Origin of the sequence: Leptospira ryugenii (assembly GCF_003114855.1) — a bacterium.
GTDB classification, from domain to species: domain Bacteria; phylum Spirochaetota; class Leptospiria; order Leptospirales; family Leptospiraceae; genus Leptospira_A; species Leptospira_A ryugenii.
In genome coordinates this window covers 105,609-124,045 of record NZ_BFBB01000005.1, presented here as the reverse complement: position 1 = coordinate 124,045, position 18,437 = coordinate 105,609, and the positions used below count along the sequence as shown (strand labels likewise).

18 protein-coding genes are annotated in these 18,437 nt (G+C 40.5%); 16 read left to right on the top strand and 2 right to left on the bottom strand.

Annotation, left to right across the window (positions count from 1 at the left end):
* From DI060_RS10470 to purM, 4 genes are read left to right on the top strand one after another with little or no spacing between them, the layout of a single operon-like run.
* Window positions 1-1,128: a S1C family serine protease gene (locus DI060_RS10470; protein ID WP_108976456.1), complete on the top strand. Its 1,128-nt coding sequence runs from the start codon at window positions 1-3 to the stop codon at window positions 1,126-1,128.
* Between the two features lie 10 nt (window positions 1,129-1,138).
* Window positions 1,139-2,440, top strand: coding sequence for a pyridoxal phosphate-dependent aminotransferase (locus tag DI060_RS10465; RefSeq protein ID WP_108976455.1), 1,302 nt, complete (start codon window positions 1,139-1,141; stop codon window positions 2,438-2,440).
* Window positions 2,385-3,236: a glutamate racemase gene (gene murI, locus DI060_RS10460; protein WP_244594357.1), complete on the top strand. Its 852-nt coding sequence runs from the start codon at window positions 2,385-2,387 to the stop codon at window positions 3,234-3,236. The genes DI060_RS10465 and murI overlap by 56 nt, the downstream gene beginning before the upstream one ends.
* Window positions 3,237-4,265 carry a phosphoribosylformylglycinamidine cyclo-ligase gene (gene purM, locus DI060_RS10455; protein ID WP_108976453.1) on the top strand — a complete coding sequence of 343 codons (1,029 nt, stop codon included), beginning with the start codon at window positions 3,237-3,239 and terminating at the stop codon, window positions 4,263-4,265.
* A gap of 53 nt (window positions 4,266-4,318) precedes the next feature.
* On the opposite strand, the gene DI060_RS10450 is transcribed toward purM, so the two are convergent.
* A complete protein-coding gene (locus tag DI060_RS10450) occupies window positions 4,319-5,272 on the bottom strand; it encodes a hypothetical protein (RefSeq protein ID WP_135355039.1) in 954 nt (317 codons plus the stop codon).
* A gap of 232 nt (window positions 5,273-5,504) precedes the next feature.
* On the opposite strand from DI060_RS10450, the gene DI060_RS10445 reads away from it, so the two are divergent.
* The 8 genes from DI060_RS10445 (at window position 5,505) to DI060_RS10410 (ending at window position 13,023) form a co-directional block, all read left to right on the top strand.
* Entirely contained in the window at window positions 5,505-5,729 is a 225-nt protein-coding gene (locus DI060_RS10445; RefSeq protein ID WP_244594356.1) for a hypothetical protein, read from the top strand.
* Window positions 5,730-5,731: 2 nt separating this feature from the next.
* Window positions 5,732-7,099: a PP2C family protein-serine/threonine phosphatase gene (locus DI060_RS10440; RefSeq protein WP_108976451.1), complete on the top strand. Its 1,368-nt coding sequence runs from the start codon at window positions 5,732-5,734 to the stop codon at window positions 7,097-7,099.
* 15 nt (window positions 7,100-7,114) lie between these two features.
* Window positions 7,115-7,885 carry an enoyl-CoA hydratase/isomerase family protein gene (locus DI060_RS10435; protein ID WP_108976450.1) on the top strand — a complete coding sequence of 257 codons (771 nt, stop codon included), beginning with the start codon at window positions 7,115-7,117 and terminating at the stop codon, window positions 7,883-7,885.
* Between the two features lie 5 nt (window positions 7,886-7,890).
* A complete protein-coding gene (locus tag DI060_RS10430; protein ID WP_108976449.1) occupies window positions 7,891-8,349 on the top strand; it encodes a DUF192 domain-containing protein in 459 nt (152 codons plus the stop codon).
* A gap of 53 nt (window positions 8,350-8,402) precedes the next feature.
* Window positions 8,403-10,922 carry a glycogen/starch/alpha-glucan phosphorylase gene (locus tag DI060_RS10425; RefSeq protein ID WP_108976448.1) on the top strand — a complete coding sequence of 840 codons (2,520 nt, stop codon included), beginning with the start codon at window positions 8,403-8,405 and terminating at the stop codon, window positions 10,920-10,922.
* Between the two features lie 35 nt (window positions 10,923-10,957).
* A complete protein-coding gene (locus DI060_RS10420) occupies window positions 10,958-11,425 on the top strand; it encodes a response regulator (RefSeq protein ID WP_108976447.1) in 468 nt (155 codons plus the stop codon).
* A gap of 118 nt (window positions 11,426-11,543) precedes the next feature.
* Window positions 11,544-12,530: a HEAT repeat domain-containing protein gene (locus DI060_RS10415; RefSeq protein ID WP_244594355.1), complete on the top strand. Its 987-nt coding sequence runs from the start codon at window positions 11,544-11,546 to the stop codon at window positions 12,528-12,530.
* A complete protein-coding gene (locus tag DI060_RS10410; RefSeq protein WP_108976446.1) occupies window positions 12,517-13,023 on the top strand; it encodes an LIC_11959 family protein in 507 nt (168 codons plus the stop codon). Before DI060_RS10415 ends, DI060_RS10410 begins: the two co-directional genes overlap by 14 nt.
* A 3-nt stretch (window positions 13,024-13,026) precedes the next feature.
* Here the strand turns inward: DI060_RS10410 and DI060_RS10405 are convergent, their stop codons facing one another.
* On the bottom strand, window positions 13,027-14,508 hold the full coding sequence (locus DI060_RS10405; RefSeq protein ID WP_135355038.1) for a hypothetical protein: 1,482 nt from the start codon (window positions 14,506-14,508) through the stop codon (window positions 13,027-13,029).
* Between the two features lie 306 nt (window positions 14,509-14,814).
* Between DI060_RS10405 and DI060_RS10400 the strand changes: the two genes are divergently transcribed.
* From DI060_RS10400 to DI060_RS10385, 4 genes are all read left to right on the top strand, one after another.
* Window positions 14,815-15,030, top strand: a complete 216-nt coding sequence (locus tag DI060_RS10400) for an LIC12298 family protein (RefSeq protein WP_108976444.1) — start codon at window positions 14,815-14,817, stop codon at window positions 15,028-15,030.
* 95 nt (window positions 15,031-15,125) lie between these two features.
* Window positions 15,126-15,875 carry an ABC transporter permease gene (locus DI060_RS10395; protein ID WP_108976443.1) on the top strand — a complete coding sequence of 250 codons (750 nt, stop codon included), beginning with the start codon at window positions 15,126-15,128 and terminating at the stop codon, window positions 15,873-15,875.
* A gap of 11 nt (window positions 15,876-15,886) precedes the next feature.
* On the top strand, window positions 15,887-17,086 hold the full coding sequence (locus DI060_RS10390; protein WP_108976561.1) for an ABC transporter ATP-binding protein: 1,200 nt from the start codon (window positions 15,887-15,889) through the stop codon (window positions 17,084-17,086).
* 46 nt (window positions 17,087-17,132) lie between these two features.
* Window positions 17,133-18,437, top strand: a complete 1,305-nt coding sequence (locus DI060_RS10385; RefSeq protein ID WP_108976442.1) for a UDP-glucose dehydrogenase family protein — start codon at window positions 17,133-17,135, stop codon at window positions 18,435-18,437.

Genomic DNA, 18,437 nt, shown 5'->3' with positions numbered 1-18,437 from the left:
ATGGAAAGAAAAAACTCCATTCCTACAATCGTCTACTTCAACTTTGTTTTATTGTTTTTGATTTTAATTGCAATATTTTTCCCTGAAATCCGTTCTTCGGTTGCAAAGATCTTTGCGACCCCCAAGCCAGTGTCTGCGAGCAAACAAAACCAAGCCATACAACTGCAAAACAGTTTTCACAATGTGTATCGAGTGGCTCAATCCTACGTTGTTTCCATTCGTACTAAAAAAACGGAGATGATCTTCCATCCTTACGCATTTGGGGAGGCACATGATGAAAGGCTATCTTCTCTTGGCAGTGGCTTTATCATTGATGAAAGGGGATTTGTTGTAACCAATTACCATGTCATTCAAAATGCTGAAATCATAGAAATCATTATGCCAGATGGAAAGATCTACCCAGCTAGGTATGTCGGAAGCCATGAGAGAGCAGACATTGCTCTCCTTAAAATCCCAAGTGATGAAGTGTTCGAACCAGCTTTTTTGGGAAATTCCGATGAAGTCGAAGTCGGAGACTGGGCGATCGCTGTTGGATCTCCATATGGGCTCGAAAAAACATTTACCGTGGGTGTTGTCTCCACCAAATCCCGAGAGGATTTAGATGAAACCGGCCAGACGCATATCCAGACAGATACGACCATCAACCCTGGGAGCAGTGGGGGACCTCTTCTGAATATCTATGGCGAAGTGATCGGAATCAACCGGATGATCCGAGGAGGCAATGGGATGAACTCCGGGATCGGCTTTGCAATCCCCATCAATTATGTAAAAAAGGTCTTGCGGCAAATTGAACAAAATGTAGGGCAAAACATCCGCCCCGCAACCTTAGGTGTGATGGCAACAGCTCCTGTTCCTGACCACAGAAAGTCATTGGGCATCCCTCTAGAAGCCGTTGGGGTTCTGGTCTATGACATCGAGCCAGGTTCTTCGGCGGAAAAAGCGGGGCTTCGGCGCTATGACTTTATCCTACAAGCCAATGGCATCAAAATCAGAAACATCAATGATTTGCGTGAACAAGTAGGGCTCGTAGGATTGGGAGGAGTCTTACGGTTGAAGATATTTAGGGAGGCACAATCCTTGGAATTATCCGTGCCTTTGGTGGAGGTTGTCTACCGAACAGGAAAGTAGGATTCCGAACATGAGAAGAAATATTGTCCATTCTGGTGCTGATGCATTGATCTATGAAATCCGACAAATCGTCGGCATTGCAAAGCAAATCCAAGGTATGGGTGTAGACATCACCTGGGAAAACATAGGTGATCCCATCCAAAAGGGAGAAAGCATTCCCGATTGGATGAAATCCATTGTGAGCGACTTGGTCGCAGAAAACAAATCCTGGGCCTATACCGCAACACAAGGTGATGAAAGCACCCGAAAGTTCTTAAGCGCCAAAGTGAATGAGAGAGGAGGTGCACAAATCACTTCCGATGATATTTTGTTTTTCAATGGATTGGGTGATGCCGTCGCTAAGATCTTCGGATTTATGCGTAGAGAGGCACGGATCCTGGGACCTTCACCTGCTTATTCCACCCTTTCTTCTGCAGAAGCCGCACATTCAGGCTATGAGCACCTAACCTATGATCTCAATCCTGACAATGACTGGATGCCAGACCTAGAAGATATTGAAAACAAAGTGAAATACAATGATTCTATCGCTGGAATTTTACTCATCAATCCAGACAATCCTACTGGTGCAGTTTATTCTAAAGAAGTTATGCGAGAGATCGTGAAGATATGTGAGAAGTATGATATCATATTGATCTGCGATGAAACATATGCTCACGTTAACTATTCTGAATGGGGCTCTGTCCATTTATCCGAAGTTATTGGTGAAAAGGTCTGTGGATTTGCATTACGTTCTATTTCTAAAGAATTTCCCTGGCCCGGTGCACGTTGCGGTTGGCTTGAAATTTTCAACCGAAAAAATGATCCGGTTTTTGATCGATATATCAAGTCATTGTTAGATGCTAAAATGCTTGAGGTGTGTTCTACGACCCTCCCTCAGCTATCAATACCGAAAGTTTATTCCCACCCAAATTTTTTACCTCATTTGAAAATGAGAAATGAGAAGTTTAAACAGAAAGCAAGAAAAGCAACCAAGGCTTTTGAATCCGTAAAAGGGGTGCGGGTCATTGAACCCAAAGGAGCCTTTTACCTTACTGTGCTTTTTGAAGATGGTGTTCTCAAACCAAATATGTCATTGCCTATTCCAAATGAAAAAGTGAAGAACTATGTGAATCCTTTGTTAGAACAGGCAGCTCTAGATCGACGATTTGTATTGCATCTATTAGCCTCTCAAGGCATTTGTGTCGTACCTTTAAGTTCATTTTGTTGTTCAAAGAATGGCTTTCGAGTTACACTCTTGGAAGAAAACGAAGAAAAATTTGATTGGATATTCAAGACCTTGGCTGACAGCATTAAATCTTATTTGGGTTCCTAAACTTTTGGGAAAGAATGGTTCCACAATCGGCCTCTTCGATTCGGGACTAGGTGGACTCTCTGTACTCAAAAGTTTGTATGAGAGTTTGCCCGATATAAATTATATCTACTTTGCAGATTTGTTCCATGGGCCTTATGGACACTTGCCAAAACAATCTGTACTAGAAATTTCACAAAGTGCTTTTTCATTTTTGAAATCCTTCCAGATTGATGCAGGTTTGATTGCCTGCAATTCTGCAACTTCCGTGGCAGTAGAACCTTTACGCAAAACAGAATCTATCCCAGTGTTTGGAATGGAACCCGCAGTCAAACCGGCAGCCATGGAAAATCCAGGAAAAACAATTGCTGTGTTTGCTACCTCACTGACCCTGAAAGAAGAAAAATTCAATCAGTTGGTGCAGAATTTACAAAAGGAGAACTCCTATCTCCCTGTTGCTTGTGAAGGATTGGCAAAAATGATCGACCAAGGTGCTTGGGAGGAAGCTTGGCATTTTCTGGAAGAAAAAATTCGCGGAGTCTTGGACCAAACAAATATTATAGTGTTGGGTTGTACGCATTATGTTTTTTTAAAAGAAAAGATTCAACATTCCTTTCCAAATGTGAAGGTTTATGATGGAAATTTGGGAACAGCAATGCACATAAAAAATACTCTCTCGCCATTGAAGAGTTCTGATCCAACAATAAAGGTATTTCTAAACTCGGATAATGATTTACATACAGAGGTCTTTCATTCTGTCCTTACTCAGTTTTTACCCAAGTATTCTCTAATGATGATCAAACCACAGGAAGTAAAATAGATGTCTGAGCAAACAAACATTTCCTATAAACAAGCAGGTGTAGATACCGAAAAAGGCCAAGAATTTGTTCAAAATATTAAGGAGAGGGTCGCTTCCACCTTCTCCCAAAATGTCATTGGCGGTTTAGGTGGTTTTGCCGCCTGTTATGATGTTAGTTTTCTAAAAGATTATAAAACTCCAATCCTTCTTTCAGGGACAGATGGAGTCGGTACAAAATTAGAAATCGCACGGCTACTGGATAAACATGACACCATTGGTATCGACCTGGTCGCTATGTGTGCAAATGACATATTGGTAAATGGTGGTAAATCATTGTTTTTCCAGGATTATATAGCATGCGGTAAACTCAATGTTGCCCGCATGGAAAAGATCGTTTCTGGGATTGTTGATGGATGCCTAATGGCCGATTGTTCACTTGTAGGTGGTGAAACAGCGGAACATCCGGGTGTAATGGAAGCTGATGAGTATGATTTGGCTGGTTTTGTCGTAGGAGTCGTTGAGAAGGATAAACTGATTGATGGAAGAAATATTCAGGTTGGGGACAAAATCATAGGTTTGAAATCCTCTGGACCACATAGCAACGGTTTTTCGCTTTTAAGAAAGTTACTAATGCCCAACGGGAAATTACCCTCTGGTGAACTTCTGGATTTTATCACCAGAGATGTATTTGTTCCTACTCGAATTTATGTGAAACCAATTCTAAAATTAATTGAGACCGAAGAGATTAAAGGTATGGTTCACATTACTGGTGGTGGCTTTTATGAAAATATACCTCGTGTTTTGCCAAAAGGACTAGGCGCAGAAATCTTAAGTGCACAAATCCCTCGGTCTACAGTCTTTGAAAGGCTAAAGGAAGACTTTCACCTGGAGAAAAAGGATTTGTTTTCTACCTTTAATATGGGTGTGGGTTTTATACTTGTGGTATCGGATGCAAATCTCTCCCAAACGATAGCAAAGTTAAACAGCCTAGGCGAGACAGCCTTCCCTCTAGGGACGGTAAATGCAAGCGGTAGAATCGATATTCTCTAAACTACCGCGATTGAATCAAGATCGAAAAGATTAGGTGCTTTTGATATCGTCGACTATTTGATACCGAACAGCTTGTTTAAAACCTCTACTTGGTTTTCGGCATCACTTCTTGTGATCCCATTTTTAAAGATAAGCTTTGTATCTTGGCCTTTTTTGAAATAGACCTCATAGGGTTTCTTTTGTAATACCACATGCACATAGGAGGCATAGGCTTCAGAAAAACTATCATCCGCATTTGTGCTAGCGTACAAAGTAACGAACGGTGTGTCCTCTAGTTCAGAGTAGATATCCAAACCATCGGGATCTAAAGGTATGCTACCTTTTGCGTAAAATTTAATCTCAGATTTTTTATGAATATTTGCATCATATTCGGACTCTACTTCGCTCAGCCAAAATCCTTTATAAAAGGGGAAGCCTCGAAAATCTCGTTTCATGAGGCTAGTATCAGGAGCTATTTTATCCACCACGGAGATGATATGGCCAAATTCATGCAGTAAAATGAAAGCGAGTGCATTTTCTATGTTGTTTTGTTCATCTTCCTCAATTTTTACATACAAATCTTCCCCATCTTTCAATTGAAAGACAGATCGGTCTTTGTAACTAGCCCACTCATTTGCCTTTTTGGATAGAAGTGAGGTATCCAAAAAAACTATGCCTCCAATCGGCTCTTGGTTATATCGTATAATACCTGTTACACCAGAGCTCCCTAAATTTTTAACGAAGTAGATGCCCATCAAGTATTGGTCGAGTTGTTGGTTTACTTTGTCAGGGAAACTCTTACGTATAGCAAAAAGCTTCCTGGAAAAATCGGCTGCCTGTGGAGATGCTATTGGCCTTTCCGAAATTCCATCGATTTCATTTAAGGAGATGATGGTATTTTGGTGAACATCATCTAAATCCTGAACGCGAAGGTTCCATTCTTCACCGAGAGGGAAATTGAGAGATCTCCTTTGCAAGCCTGGATCACTTAATGACCAGGAAGCATATGGATTGGTAGGAATATTCACAGATTTCTCTCTACAGTTGACAATCACAATGCAGGAAAGAAAAAGGATGTATAAAGGCATTTTCATCTGAGTCATGCTAAATTCAAATACGAGAGACTTCTCAAAATTCTATCATAGGATGAGATTCTCAGTCTGCTATTTTTTCCTCGCTTTTGGTATTTTTGCTGAATCAAACCCATGGAACCGACTTCCGACGACTCGTGTCTTGTCGCGAAAAGAGGTAAGTCACATTGTGCTGGAATCCCGTACAAATCATTACCGTGTCACACTTATCGTATCTGATCGCTTTCCTTACAATTACAAAGTGAATTCGTTTCCATTTTTCTTTCGTATCGACTCGGAAAAGGAAGCATTGGATCTAGCAGCGAAAATGGATCAATATCTCGATACGGGCAAATCCTTCACGATTACCTTAAATGGTTCGGAGATTGAAAGTATACTTTGGGGTGAGCCTTAGGCATGTTTTTCTTTCTTACAAATTTGAACTGGAAACAGTATGCTTGGGAGGACAGCCCAAGAAACAAGGAAATTCTCTCCGTCATGGAGAAAAAATATGAACGCGATTTCCTGTATTATGCCTTCTTCATTCATTTCTTTTTTTATTTCCTTTTGTTGATCCCACCATTTTTTAGGATCGTTCCCTCGGTCTTGCCATTCTTGTTTTTGATCACTTTGATTCGAGTTTTGATGTTTGGCATCATCAATACCAAACGGGAGATACTGAGTCTTGCGATTCATTTGGGTGGTTTTGTAACCGATGGTGTTTTTTATTACGTAGTATCCCACTCCTTGAGTTTCTTTCCAAGTCTAGAGAACTTTTATTTGTTCAATGCTTACTTAATGGTCAGTAGCATTATCATCCTCGTATACAGTCTTAGGCTAAAGCGCTGGGCTTGCATCCTCCCTGGGATTTACTTTTCTATGTTTCATATTGTGTTTAATTTTTTTCTTCCGGAAAGTCTTTTAAATTCTACTTCACTCTTTGCCAGATTATTTCCGCTACTAACCTATGCTGGCGCTTCTGCGATCGGCACGTTCTTTATCATCAACAAACGTAAGAATATATTAGAACTTTATAAATATGCAGAAGAGAAACGTGTCATCCAACAAGATCTTGAACTTGCCAAGAAGGTTCAGGATACACTATTCCCTGCTGATGAGCAAATCCAAGGTCTCAAATTTAAATTCTATCGTCAAAATCCAAATACAATCGGTGGGGATTTCTTCGACTTTGTTCAATTGCGGGAAGGAAACGTAGGAGTGTTTTTGACCGACGTGGCAGGTCATGGGATTTCATCCGCTATGGTTGCCTCCATCATGAAAGTCTTGGTGTCGACAATTCCCTACCGATTCAAACTTTCTCCAGTAAAACTTCTTGAGTATTTGGATATTCGTCTAACAAAAGATCTCAATCGATACCATGCTTCTGCAGTTTACTTATTCTTTGATTTTTTGGACAAAAAAGTAACCATTGGAAATGCAGGTCATCCATATCTTCTCTTTTGTCCGAAAAACGGAAATTATGAAGAGATAGAAACAGATGGATCTATTCTAGGATTTAATATTCGTTCGCCGATCGTTCAGGAAAAGGTTGTTCCATTTCAATCTGGCGATCGATTTGTCATTTATACAGACGGACTTATTGAATGTGTGACTTCATCAGGCAAAGAGTTGGGAACAGAAGGATTATTGCATATTTTAAATCGCAATAAAACTGTGGGTTCCTTAGAAGAATTGCAGGATGTCATTATCAAAGATTTGAAATCAGAATACGGAATCGTCTCATTTTTGGATGACACAATGTTCTTAATACTAGAATTAGATTAAATAGCGGAGATACACTTGGGTTTCATAGATATTCAGAAAAAAAATAGTTACGCTTTGGTGACAATCAAAAGGCCAGAGGCCCTAAACGCACTGAATGATCAGGTCATTTCAGATATATCCATTGCAATTGATGAGATGGAGCGAGATAAACACCTTCGAGCCTTTATTCTAACAGGTGAGGGAAAGGCTTTTGTAGCAGGTGCCGATATAGCAAAAATGCAAACGTTTTCGGAACCACAAGGAAGGGACTTTTCTGAGCTTGGCCAAAAAGTCTTCCGTAAACTCGAACTTTCTCCTTTAGTCTCCATTGCGGCTTTGAATGGGTTTGCACTAGGAGGTGGTCTAGAGCTTGCTTTATCATGTGATATTCGTTATGCGTCTTCTTCTGCGAAGCTCGGATTGCCTGAGGTTTCTTTGGGTCTTCTTCCAGGATTTGGTGGTAGCCAGCGTCTGCCTCGCTTGATAGGGGTTGGCCGAGCGAGTGAATTGATTTTTACAGGAGATATGATCTCTGCAGAAGAGGCCTACCGACTTGGCATAGTGAACAAAATTACATCTGCCGAAGACTTGTTACAGGAATCTGAAAAATTGATCCAGACCATTTTGACAAGAGGACCCAATGCCATTCGTGCTGCCAAGATGGCAATCCGCCAAGGTCTGGAAGGCAATTTAGAAAGAGGAATCGAATGGGAAAGACAGTTGTTTGGTGGTCGTTTTTCTGACCCTGAAACCAAAGAAGGGCTTGGCGCTTTTTTAGAAAAAAGAAAACCTAATTTTGGAGGTTAGGGAATATGCTCACAAAATCAATAATCGTAGTCATTTCACTCTTTCTCTCTCTGAATTGCCAAGCCACAGAATCTTATCCTATTGAGACGGAATTTGTATTCGGCTCGATTGCCGACAAAGCCATCAAATTGGAGATCGCAAATAATCCAAGTACGAGGGCCTTGGGCCTTATGAACCGAAAGGAATTAGGCCAAGACCAAGGCATGTTATTCGTGTTTCCCAAAAAAGAATACCTATCCTTTTGGATGAAAAACACTTTGCTACCGCTTTCTCTTGGTTATTTTGATGCAAACCTAAGTTTATTGGAAACTCACGATATGAAACCCAACCAGACGGAAGAGTTGTACAATTCACTACAACCAGCGAAGTATGCTCTTGAGGTGAATTTAGGCTGGTTCGAAAAAAACAAAATTCCAATCGGTGCCACACTCATCTTGGAAAGAAAAGTTTCTGCAAGGGATTAATTTTCTCTTCTTTTACTTGAATTACAAAGGCTGGATCAGTAGAATTTGCTCTCATGATCCAAGAAAACTCTCGTTTACTCGGCCTCCTTTCGGAAGAACAAAAAGCTGATCTTATTTCTTTAGAAAAGCAGTTCGCTCATCACCTAGAATACACGATCGGCAAAAATAAATACACAGTAAAAAACGAGGATATCTACAAAGCCCTAGGCCATACCGTGAGAGATTTTTTAATCGATCGTCTAAACCTAACAGATGAAAGATACCGCAAAACAAATCCCAAAAAGGTCTATTATTTTTCCCTAGAATTCTTAATGGGAAAAACTCTTTCCAATGCATTGATCAACCTTGGCTTGTACGACATTGTCAGTGAGATGATCAAAGGATTCGGACTTGAATTGGCAGAAGTCTTAGAATTTGAAATGGATGCTGGTTTAGGGAATGGAGGTCTGGGTCGACTAGCTGCTTGTTTTTTGGATTCTATGGCAACCTTAAATGTACCCGGATTTGGCTATGGCATACGATATGATTATGGGATTTTTAACCAAATCATTGCAAATGGGCAACAGGTCGAGATGCCCGACCATTGGGATGCGGACGGAGTTCCTTATGAAGTGATCCGTGCAGACATTACATATTCGATTGGATTTTATGGTTATACTGAAACTAAAATCTCAGGCAGAGGACGTACTGAACACGATTGGATCCCAGCGGAGACGGTGCTCGCAGCGGCACATGACTGTCCCATCCCTGGCTTCAATACAAGCACTGTTAATTATTTACGGCTATGGACAGCAAAATCATCGGAAGAGTTTAATTTGGATTACTTCAACCACGGGGATTATATGCGGGCAGTCCAAGATAAGTCTATCTCTGAAAACATATCCAAAGTACTCTACCCCAATGATACCACCGAACAAGGAAAAGAACTCAGACTCAAACAACAGTACTTTATGGTCGCGGCCTCTCTCCAAGATATTTTGCTGAGACACAAACAAGCTGAGGGCACCTACAAAAATCTCGCAGAAAAAGTTGCCATCCAATTAAACGATACACATCCAAGCATAGGCATTGCAGAGCTCATGCGCGTTTTGGTAGACCAAGAAAACTGGTCTTGGGAAGACGCTTGGGATTTGACTACAAAGATATTTGCTTATACAAACCATACAGTTTTGCCTGAGGCTTTAGAGACATGGAAGGTGAGTTTATTCGAAAGGTTACTTCCTCGTCATTTAGAAATCATCTATGAGATCAACTTTAGATTTTTGGAATGGGCGAAGGCAAAGAATGTACTTTCACCTGATGAAATCAGTGAAGTCAGTGTAATCCAAGAAGGTGCAGAAAAAAGAATTCGCATGGCAAATCTTGCCGTTATAGGCTCACACCAGGTAAATGGTGTGGCGGCTCTCCATTCTGAATTAATCACCACTACAATCTTCAAATCTTTTTATAAACTCTTCCCAGAAAAGTTTAATAACAAAACCAATGGTATAACTCCTCGGAGATGGCTCATTCAGTCTAACCCTAGTTTGTCTTACCTAATCCAAAAAAAATTAGGGCCAAAGTTTGCGACAAACTTAAGTGAGTTAAAAAATTTAGAAGCATTTGTCAAAGACAAAGAATTCAAAGCTGATTGGATCAAAGTAAAGAAGACAAATAAAGATCGATTAGCAAAGTTGATTAAGAGTGAAACGGGAATCAGCATAGATCCAAATTCTCTGATTGATACACAAATCAAACGGTTTCATGAATACAAAAGACAATTGTTAAATGTTCTGCGAGTGATCGCAGTTTATCGAAGGATCAAAGAAAATCCAAACATAACTGTAACGCCGAGAACAGTCATATTTGGAGGCAAAGCTGCACCGGGATATTATATGGCAAAATTGATCATCAAATTGATCAACAATGTGGCACAAGTGGTGAACCATGACCCAGATGTCGCCGATCGATTGAAATTGGTCTTTTTGCCAAATTACCGAGTGTCTTTGGCTGAGAGTATCATTCCTGGAAGTAATCTTTCAGAGCAAATCTCAACTGCAGGAACAGAAGCCTCTGGTACGAGCAATATGAAATTCATGTTAAACGGTGCGCTGACAGTGGGAACCTTGGATGGTGCAAATGTTGAGATGTTAGAAGAAGTAGGAGAAGAGAATATTTATATTTTTGGCCTAAAAACTCCTGAAGTATTTGCTCTGAAAGAGAAGGGCTACCGACCTCAGGATTATTTAGAGGCAAATAGTGAGTTGAAACGGGTGCTTTTGATGATCCGAGAAAATTTCTTCTCACCTTCAGAGCATGGCATTTTTAACCCCATTTACGATAGTCTCGTCTACCAAGATAGTTATTTACTTCTTGCAGATTTTGCCGCTTACGATAGCATACAAGACCGAATTGCGAGTGATTTTTTAAACGAAGACTCCTGGACAGAAAAATCTATCCTAAACGTTGCACGGGTGGGGAAATTTTCCTCCGACAGGACCATTCGCGAGTATGCGGAACAAATTTGGAAGGTTCCTCTCTTAGAGGCTCCTTCCCCAAAGACAAAGTATGGTTTCCCTTTGGTTCAGTCGTAACGTCTACTAGGGAGAGATAGGAAAAGAGGAATAGAATGAGTAAAGGTTATATCATTTGTGTCGATGATGAAGTATCGGTGCTGGAAACACTGGCTGAGCAGCTCATGGCTCGCTTTGGGGATTCTCATTCGATTGAAACGGCGACAAGCGCTGAAGAGGCTCTTTCCCTCATCGATGAAATCCAATCTGGCAACGATATTGTAGAATTGATTGTTTCCGATCAGGTAATGCCTGGAATGAAAGGGGACAAATTCCTCGAACAGGTGCATAGAAAGCTTCCTGATGCGATCAAAATTCTACTGACGGGGCAGGCAGGCTTGGATTCGGCCATCTATGCCGTCAATCATGGAGGATTGAGTCGTTATGTGGAAAAACCCTGGAACATCGAAGAGCTCTCCCGAGACATTGGTGACCTCCTGGAAAAATTCCGTCAAAACTTGGAAAACCAACACCTCATCCAGGCTCTCAACCGTAGAATCGAGGAATTGGAAAGCCGCTCTTAAGCGCTGTACCGTAATCAGTTTATTGCTGTTTGGGAGTCTCCTTTCTTCGGAGGTCACCCAAACAAACGAAACCAATCCACAAAACCCTCCCACAAAAGTTGAAAAGAAAAAAGGACAATTGACCGAGGAACAAATCCTCAAAAAGAAAGAAGTCCTTTCTAAAGTATTACGTTATGGAACCTCTCAGGAAAGAAAACAGGCTCTGTTTGAGTTGTTGTCTTTCCCTAAAGAACAAGCCAATGAATTGTACCTGTATTTAGGAGAATTGTTAGAATCCGAAAAAGACATCGGAGTAAAAATTGTCGTATTACGAACCGTAGGTGAACTAAATTTACATCAATTTGGTGACCTTGTGATTCGTCTTTTTGAAGATCCAAATGAAGATGTCACGAAACAGGCTATCTCTACAGCCAAAAAGTTAAAACTGACTACCGCAGTGGGCCCTCTGATTGAGAAAGTAAGAAAAGAAGATTTCACTAAAAGCTCAAATCAGTTGACTTTAATGATTAATACACTCGCTGAATTACCCAATGGCATCGAAGCTTCCCCGTTTTTCCAAATAAAATTCAAAGAAAAGTTTAACAATAGCGATACAAGAGCACAGATTGCCTTATATTTTGGCTCAGTTAAAGACTCTTCCGCGGAGTCTATGTTATCTGACTTAGCTTTTGACGATGCTGCCCCGACAACTTTAAGATGTTATTCCATCAATGCATTAGGGAAAATAAAAGCTAACAATGCAAAATCTAAATTACTCGAATTATTGGATTCTTTAAAAAAGACTGCTGGCAAATTAGATGGCAAAAAAGCTCAATCTCTCAAAATTTATACCATCGGTGCGCTCGTACTTTTAGGTGATAAAGATGTCATCCAGGAGTTGAATGAATTCGCAAGAGACGATGATGCTATGGTCCGCCTGCGTGTGATAGAGCACATGGGAAATTTAAAAGATCCCTCTGCGCTTGACCTCTTGGAATATAAAAGAGATCGTGATCCAAGTCCCAAAGTGCAAAAAGCAGCCAAAAGAGCAATCGACCAAATCAAAGGGGTAGAAGTATCAAGCCCTGAGGAAGAAAGTGAAAAGGCAGAAAATGTTACAGAATGAACGATTGAAACTTAAATTTTGGATTTTGTGTTTCATCTTTACTCTTAGTACATCTGCAGAAGAAAACACAAAAGAACGTTATCTAAGTCCAATTCCGCTCTCAGAAAAAAGAATCATCGAAGGAAAACAAGAGTTCAAAACTGCCGGTAAATTTCCTGAAGAATGGAAATTATTTTTTAAAGCCAAAGAAGGTGATTTTGTTGTTTTTTACGATTGGAATGGACAAGAAATTCACTTTCGCTACCGAAGAAATAAATTTGATGAAGAGGGGGAGGAGTTTGTTCGCTCATTGTTCCCAGGGAATCCATATCTCATCAAAGGGCAATGGATAGGATATTATTTCTTTGAAAAGGACGCAAAAGGCAGATTATTGCTCAATCCCATCCGTAGGAAGTTGCCAGCCAATGCCGATGAATTTACGGATAAGAATAGCATTCCCATTTTTTTATTGAAAAAATATTCTGAAATCCAAAGTGATGAACTTTTATATTAGAGCTTAAAACAAAAATTGAAACTGAAAATTTGTATAATATATATAATTGGGATCTCCTTTTTTTTCGGAAATACTTACATTTAGAGACAAGTTTTGGCCTACAAACTTTAATTTCCATATTTGGGGACGGTCCACCAAATCCATATTGAAGTCAGTTGCAAAAGACCAATTTTCAAACCATGACCTCATCATGATATCTTTATCTCGAAGGAGTATACTTAGTTCAAATCTGTAATTTGGAAATACAGGATAGGCAATTTTTGCTTCATACTGAAGCTTATTGACTCTAGACTCGATCCCTAAGCTAAGTATCGAGTTGTTTTCACGGTACTCATAGAAGATACCTCTTCCAAATGAATGTTCATTGTAAAATCCTTTTTCCTCATAGTATCGGTAGCGAAAAGAAATGGCTCCATATGCACTAATCCAAACTGGATATAGTATTCCAAAGCCAGATTCATAGCGAAGCCCTTCTCTGGAAAACAGAGTTTCGCACTGGTAGTATTCTTTATATCGGATCCTTTGAAAACCTAAGTCTTGTTTGCTACCTTGTTTTTCGGAGAGTTCAGAGATAGGTATATTGATCCCTGGTTGGTTTCGGTAGCCAGTGATATCAAATTTTAAATTTAAGTTATTTATTTCTGATCGATGGAATACAAATCCTATCCAAGATTTTGCCGAGCCTATGCCCTCTCCTTGTATATGGTGCTTCACACCAGGAAACATTTCCCATACAAATCTCTTTTGCAGATAGAGACTGATTATCCCTGTCGTGAGGGAAGAGGTGAAGGCGAAAGATTTTTCTTGGTTAACAAAGTAAAATCCTGGATCAGGGGAAACAGTGTAGGATTTGTAAATCCCAAGGGAAAGTTTCTCTTGCTTAAATTTTGTATTGAAACCGAGAAAGTGAGAATCCAATAAAGGTTGTGGAAGATGGGATTGATTGCCATCAAATTGGGAAAAGAAATTTGGGTCTTTCGCAAAATAAAAATTAGGCATAGGCTTATAACGAGACCCTAAATAGGCATGGAATAGGTTTCCCTCAAAAGAAAAACCACCTAACACACGATTGTCTCTTTTTTCTAGGATCCATCTATATTGATACACTTTACCTCCCATTTGAAATGAGGAATGATTGCGTTCGTACAAAGGAAAGTATCTGCTATCTGTTACTTGGTAACTACCTGCAAGAAAGGATTGGATATTTAGCTCCTCAGTCTTTTTGGTCGGCTTCTCTTTTTTCGTTTCGGTATGTTTTGCTTTCGCTTTTGATTTCTCTCGGTAGATGAGGCTTAAGATTTTTTTTTCTTTTGGCTTTTTTTGTAACCAAAGAAAGAATTCTTTTTTTTCCTGTTTGCAGGCTTGGAAGATTTCCACAGACTCCTTCATGGTAAAGCCAGCATTCAGCCAGAAGGAAGGCGGAAAGGGGCAATAGGGCTCCGAATGCAGAGGGCCTATACTCCCAAGGATGGCGAATACAGCCAATGCAGCATACTCCCATTTCCTCCACATCCCAGGGAACAAGGTGGAAAAAGGGCGGATTGGCGTTTTTTACTTGCTTACCCGCAGCCAAAGAGTCATAATACGATTCCTTTTTTCAAAAAAAAATACGCGAATGCGCCCTTTTGTCCCAGGGCTTTTGTATTCTAGGAGGTAAGAAACCAATGAAACGCACAAAAAAACATTGACTTAGCCCATCATTTGTTAAGTAGTGTAAACAAGCGTTTAGTATATTATTGGTGCTATTTTTAATTTTTATGTCGTCTAATGAACGACGGGGAGGAAAAGTATATGATCGTTAGATCCATCCATCAACCCGCTTACAACCGCCACAAAGAGAGTGGATTGTCAGGGCAAGGTCCCAAAAGAGGTTTTGCTTCCTCACAGGAAGGCAAAACGTTTGAAGAGTATCTCATGGAGGCTTTCCAAGGTGAAGTGGTCCAAAAGGGAGACTGGGTTTCCCCCAAACTCTCAGATCTTGGCCAGAGAAACTTAAAGAGGATGTAATTCCTCAACACCTAGCTTTGCGGGTGCAAATCGCCCGCATTCAGTCTTTCTGGAATCCAGTCCAGAAGCGGGTTCTACCTTCCGAAAATGGAAGTATGACAACGTTTGGGATCATTTGGGCTCTCGTTCGCAGGGACTACGCTTTGCAGTACGCAGGCTCGTTTCTTGGTATATCTTGGATGCTATTGCAAAATCTGCTTCTGATTAGCATCTATGCAACGGTTTTCTTGGTCCTAGGCATCCGCCACCCAAACCAGACTTGGGACCAGAGTTCCTACCTCCTGACAGGCCTCGTGTTTTGGATCCCTTTGCAGGAGCTCCTCGTGCGAGGAACAAGCATCTTAACGGACAACAGATCCTTATTGAAGCGTTCTACTTTGGGTCTGGACCTTTTTCTCTCCATACCTCTCTTCCAATACCTCATCCATGCGACGATTACCTTGGTGCCAGTGTATGCTCTTTTGTATGTTTCTGGTCAATTAAACCCCTTTGGCGCTTTTCTCGGTTACCTTTGTATTTTACTAACTGGCTTTTATTTGCACTTGCTTTTGCATTACCTCTCTCGTTTGAATATACTCTTGAAAGATATTTCCCCTCTCGTTCGATTGATAAGCCAAATCATGTTTTGGGGCTTGCCCATACTTTACTTTCCGCAGGGCTTTCTAAAAGAAGTAAACCAAATGAATCCTTTGAACGTGCCTCTCGATATGTTTCGGGCCTGTGTGATTCCCAACTATGTTTCACAATTCCACTGGATTTCTTTTCTTCCCTTTTTGCTTACGTTTATCCTGATCTATCTATTATCAAAACGTAAATTCCAAGCTGTTGTTTTAGATCACCTCTGATTTTGGACCATATGGTATTAGAGTTAAACCAAGTCAGTAAATCATACCAAGGCTTTTCCAAAGCTTGGCATCGATTGCTCACTGGCCTTACATTTGGTTATTTTGGACTTGATACAAAATTGTATGCACTGCGAAAGATTTCCTTTTCTGTCCAAAAAGGTGAAGCTCTTGGGATCATAGGTCGAAATGGTGCTGGTAAGTCCACATTACTCAAGTTAATTGCTAAAGTGACCCGACCAGACCAAGGCAAAGTTTCCGTACTTGGGACTGTGAGAGCTCTATTGGAATTAGGCCTTGGATTCAATGCAGAGCTTTCCGGTGAAGAAAATGTTTATTATAATGGTTTAGTTTGGGGATATAGCCCCCAGCAGATCAAAGATCATATCGATGAGATCTTTTCATTTGCTGAACTTAGCGAGTATCGCAATGTCCCCGTCAAAAACTACAGCTCGGGAATGGCAATGCGCTTGGCCTTTAGTTTAGCAACAGCGATAAGGCCAGATATTTTAATTGTAGATGAGGCATTGGCAGTGGGAGATGCGAGCTTCCAACAAAAATGTCTTAAACGCTTTCGTGCTTTTTTACAAGAAGGATCAATCGTATTGTTTGTTAGTCATGACCTAGCATTGGTTAGTACATTTTGTTCTCGTGTATTGATTTTAGAAAAAGGAGAACTTGTCTTTGATGGCGCACCCAAAGTCGGAATGGATCGCTACATGCAATTAGTAGCCGGTGAGATTGAAACCTTAGAAGAAGCAAATTTTATCCGAGCATCAGAATTCATTCAGGAACTAGATTTTGGATTTTATAGAGATAACGGTCTTAAAAGCCAATTGCTCTACGTCGGGGAGACAGTTAGCCTAAAGATTCAGTTTTCAGCTCTGACAAAGATGCAAAATGTTACAGTTGGATTTCATATCGATGATGAAAGAGGAAATCGTATCTACGGTACCAATACCTTCCTTTTACAACTGGAACCAATTGCCTTGGATGCAAATGACAAGGCAGTCGTAAGGTTTCATTTCCCTATTTATTTCTCAGAAGGGAAGTATAGCCTAGGGTTTGCTATCCACCAAGGGGAAAGCCATCTGGAAGGGAGTTATCTATGGCGTGAGGTTGCTTGTGACTTTGCAGTGGAGCGGATCAATCTTCCCAAATCGGTAGGGATTTCCTATATTCCCACCAAAGCAGATGCAAAAATAATTCGTTAGAAAAACTGTTTCCCAATTTTAGAAATAAGAAAAATTGGCTGAAAGAATGAAGATTTGTGTAGTCGGAACTGGTTATGTTGGTTTGGTTGCAGGGACTTGTTTTGCTGAGTATGGCAATGAAGTGATTTGTATAGATAAAGATGAGAAAAAAATCAAAGATTTGCAAAATGGCGTAATTCCCATCTATGAGCCAGGCCTTACCGAATTAGTAAAAAGAAATTTCCAAGAGGGACGATTACAGTTCACAACTTCCCTGAAAGAGGGAGTGGAAAAGTCAGAGTTCGTTTTCATAGCAGTCGGGACTCCTACATCCGATGATGGTTCTGCTGATTTGAGATTTGTGTTCGGTGTGGCAGAAGAAGTAGGAAAGGCTATGAATGGCTATAAAATCATAGTCGATAAATCCACAGTTCCTGTGGGTACTGCCGACCAAGTGAAAGCTATTGTTTCTAAACATACTAGCCACCCATTCGATGTGGTCTCCAACCCAGAATTCTTAAAAGAGGGAGCCGCTATTGAAGACTTTATGAGGCCAGAGAGGGTCGTCATAGGAGCAGAAACGGAAAAGGCTGCCAAAAAAATGAGTGAGTTGTACTCCCCATTTGTATTGAACGGCAATCCTATCCTAACAATGAGTATACGAAGTGCAGAGCTTACCAAATATGCATGTAATGCTTTCCTCGCAACAAAAATCTCTTTCGTAAACGAGATTGCAAATCTCTGTGATGCAGTTGGTGCAAATTTTGAAGATGTCAGGAAAGGAATGGGCACTGACTCGCGCATTGGAAGGCAATTTCTCTATGCCGGAATTGGTTACGGTGGTTCCTGTTTTCCAAAAGATGTTCGTGCTTTGTTGCGGACTGCGGAACAATTTAATTCCAAGATGAGCATCATTCAATCGGTAGAAGATGTGAATGAAAAACAAAAAACTCGGCTAACAGATAAAATACTAGAGTATTATAAGAACGAGGACCTGAAAGGCAAAACATTTGGTGTATGGGGTCTTGCCTTCAAACCGGGTACCGATGATATGCGTGAAGCTCCTAGCATTCCCGTGATTTATGAACTTCACAAACGCGGAGCAAAGGTCCAGGCTTTTGACCCTGCTGCTATGGAAACATCTAAATATTATTTTGATGGGAAAGTAGAGTACAAAAAAGACCCATACTCCACGTTGGAGGGAGCAGACGCCTTATTGTTGTTAACCGAATGGCGCGAGTTCCGTGAGCCTGATTTTGATCGGATCAAAAAACTTTTAAAACGACCTTTGGTGTTTGATGGTAGAAACCAATACAAACCAAATTATATGAGAGAGATTGGGTTCGAATATTTTTCCATAGGAAATCGTTGA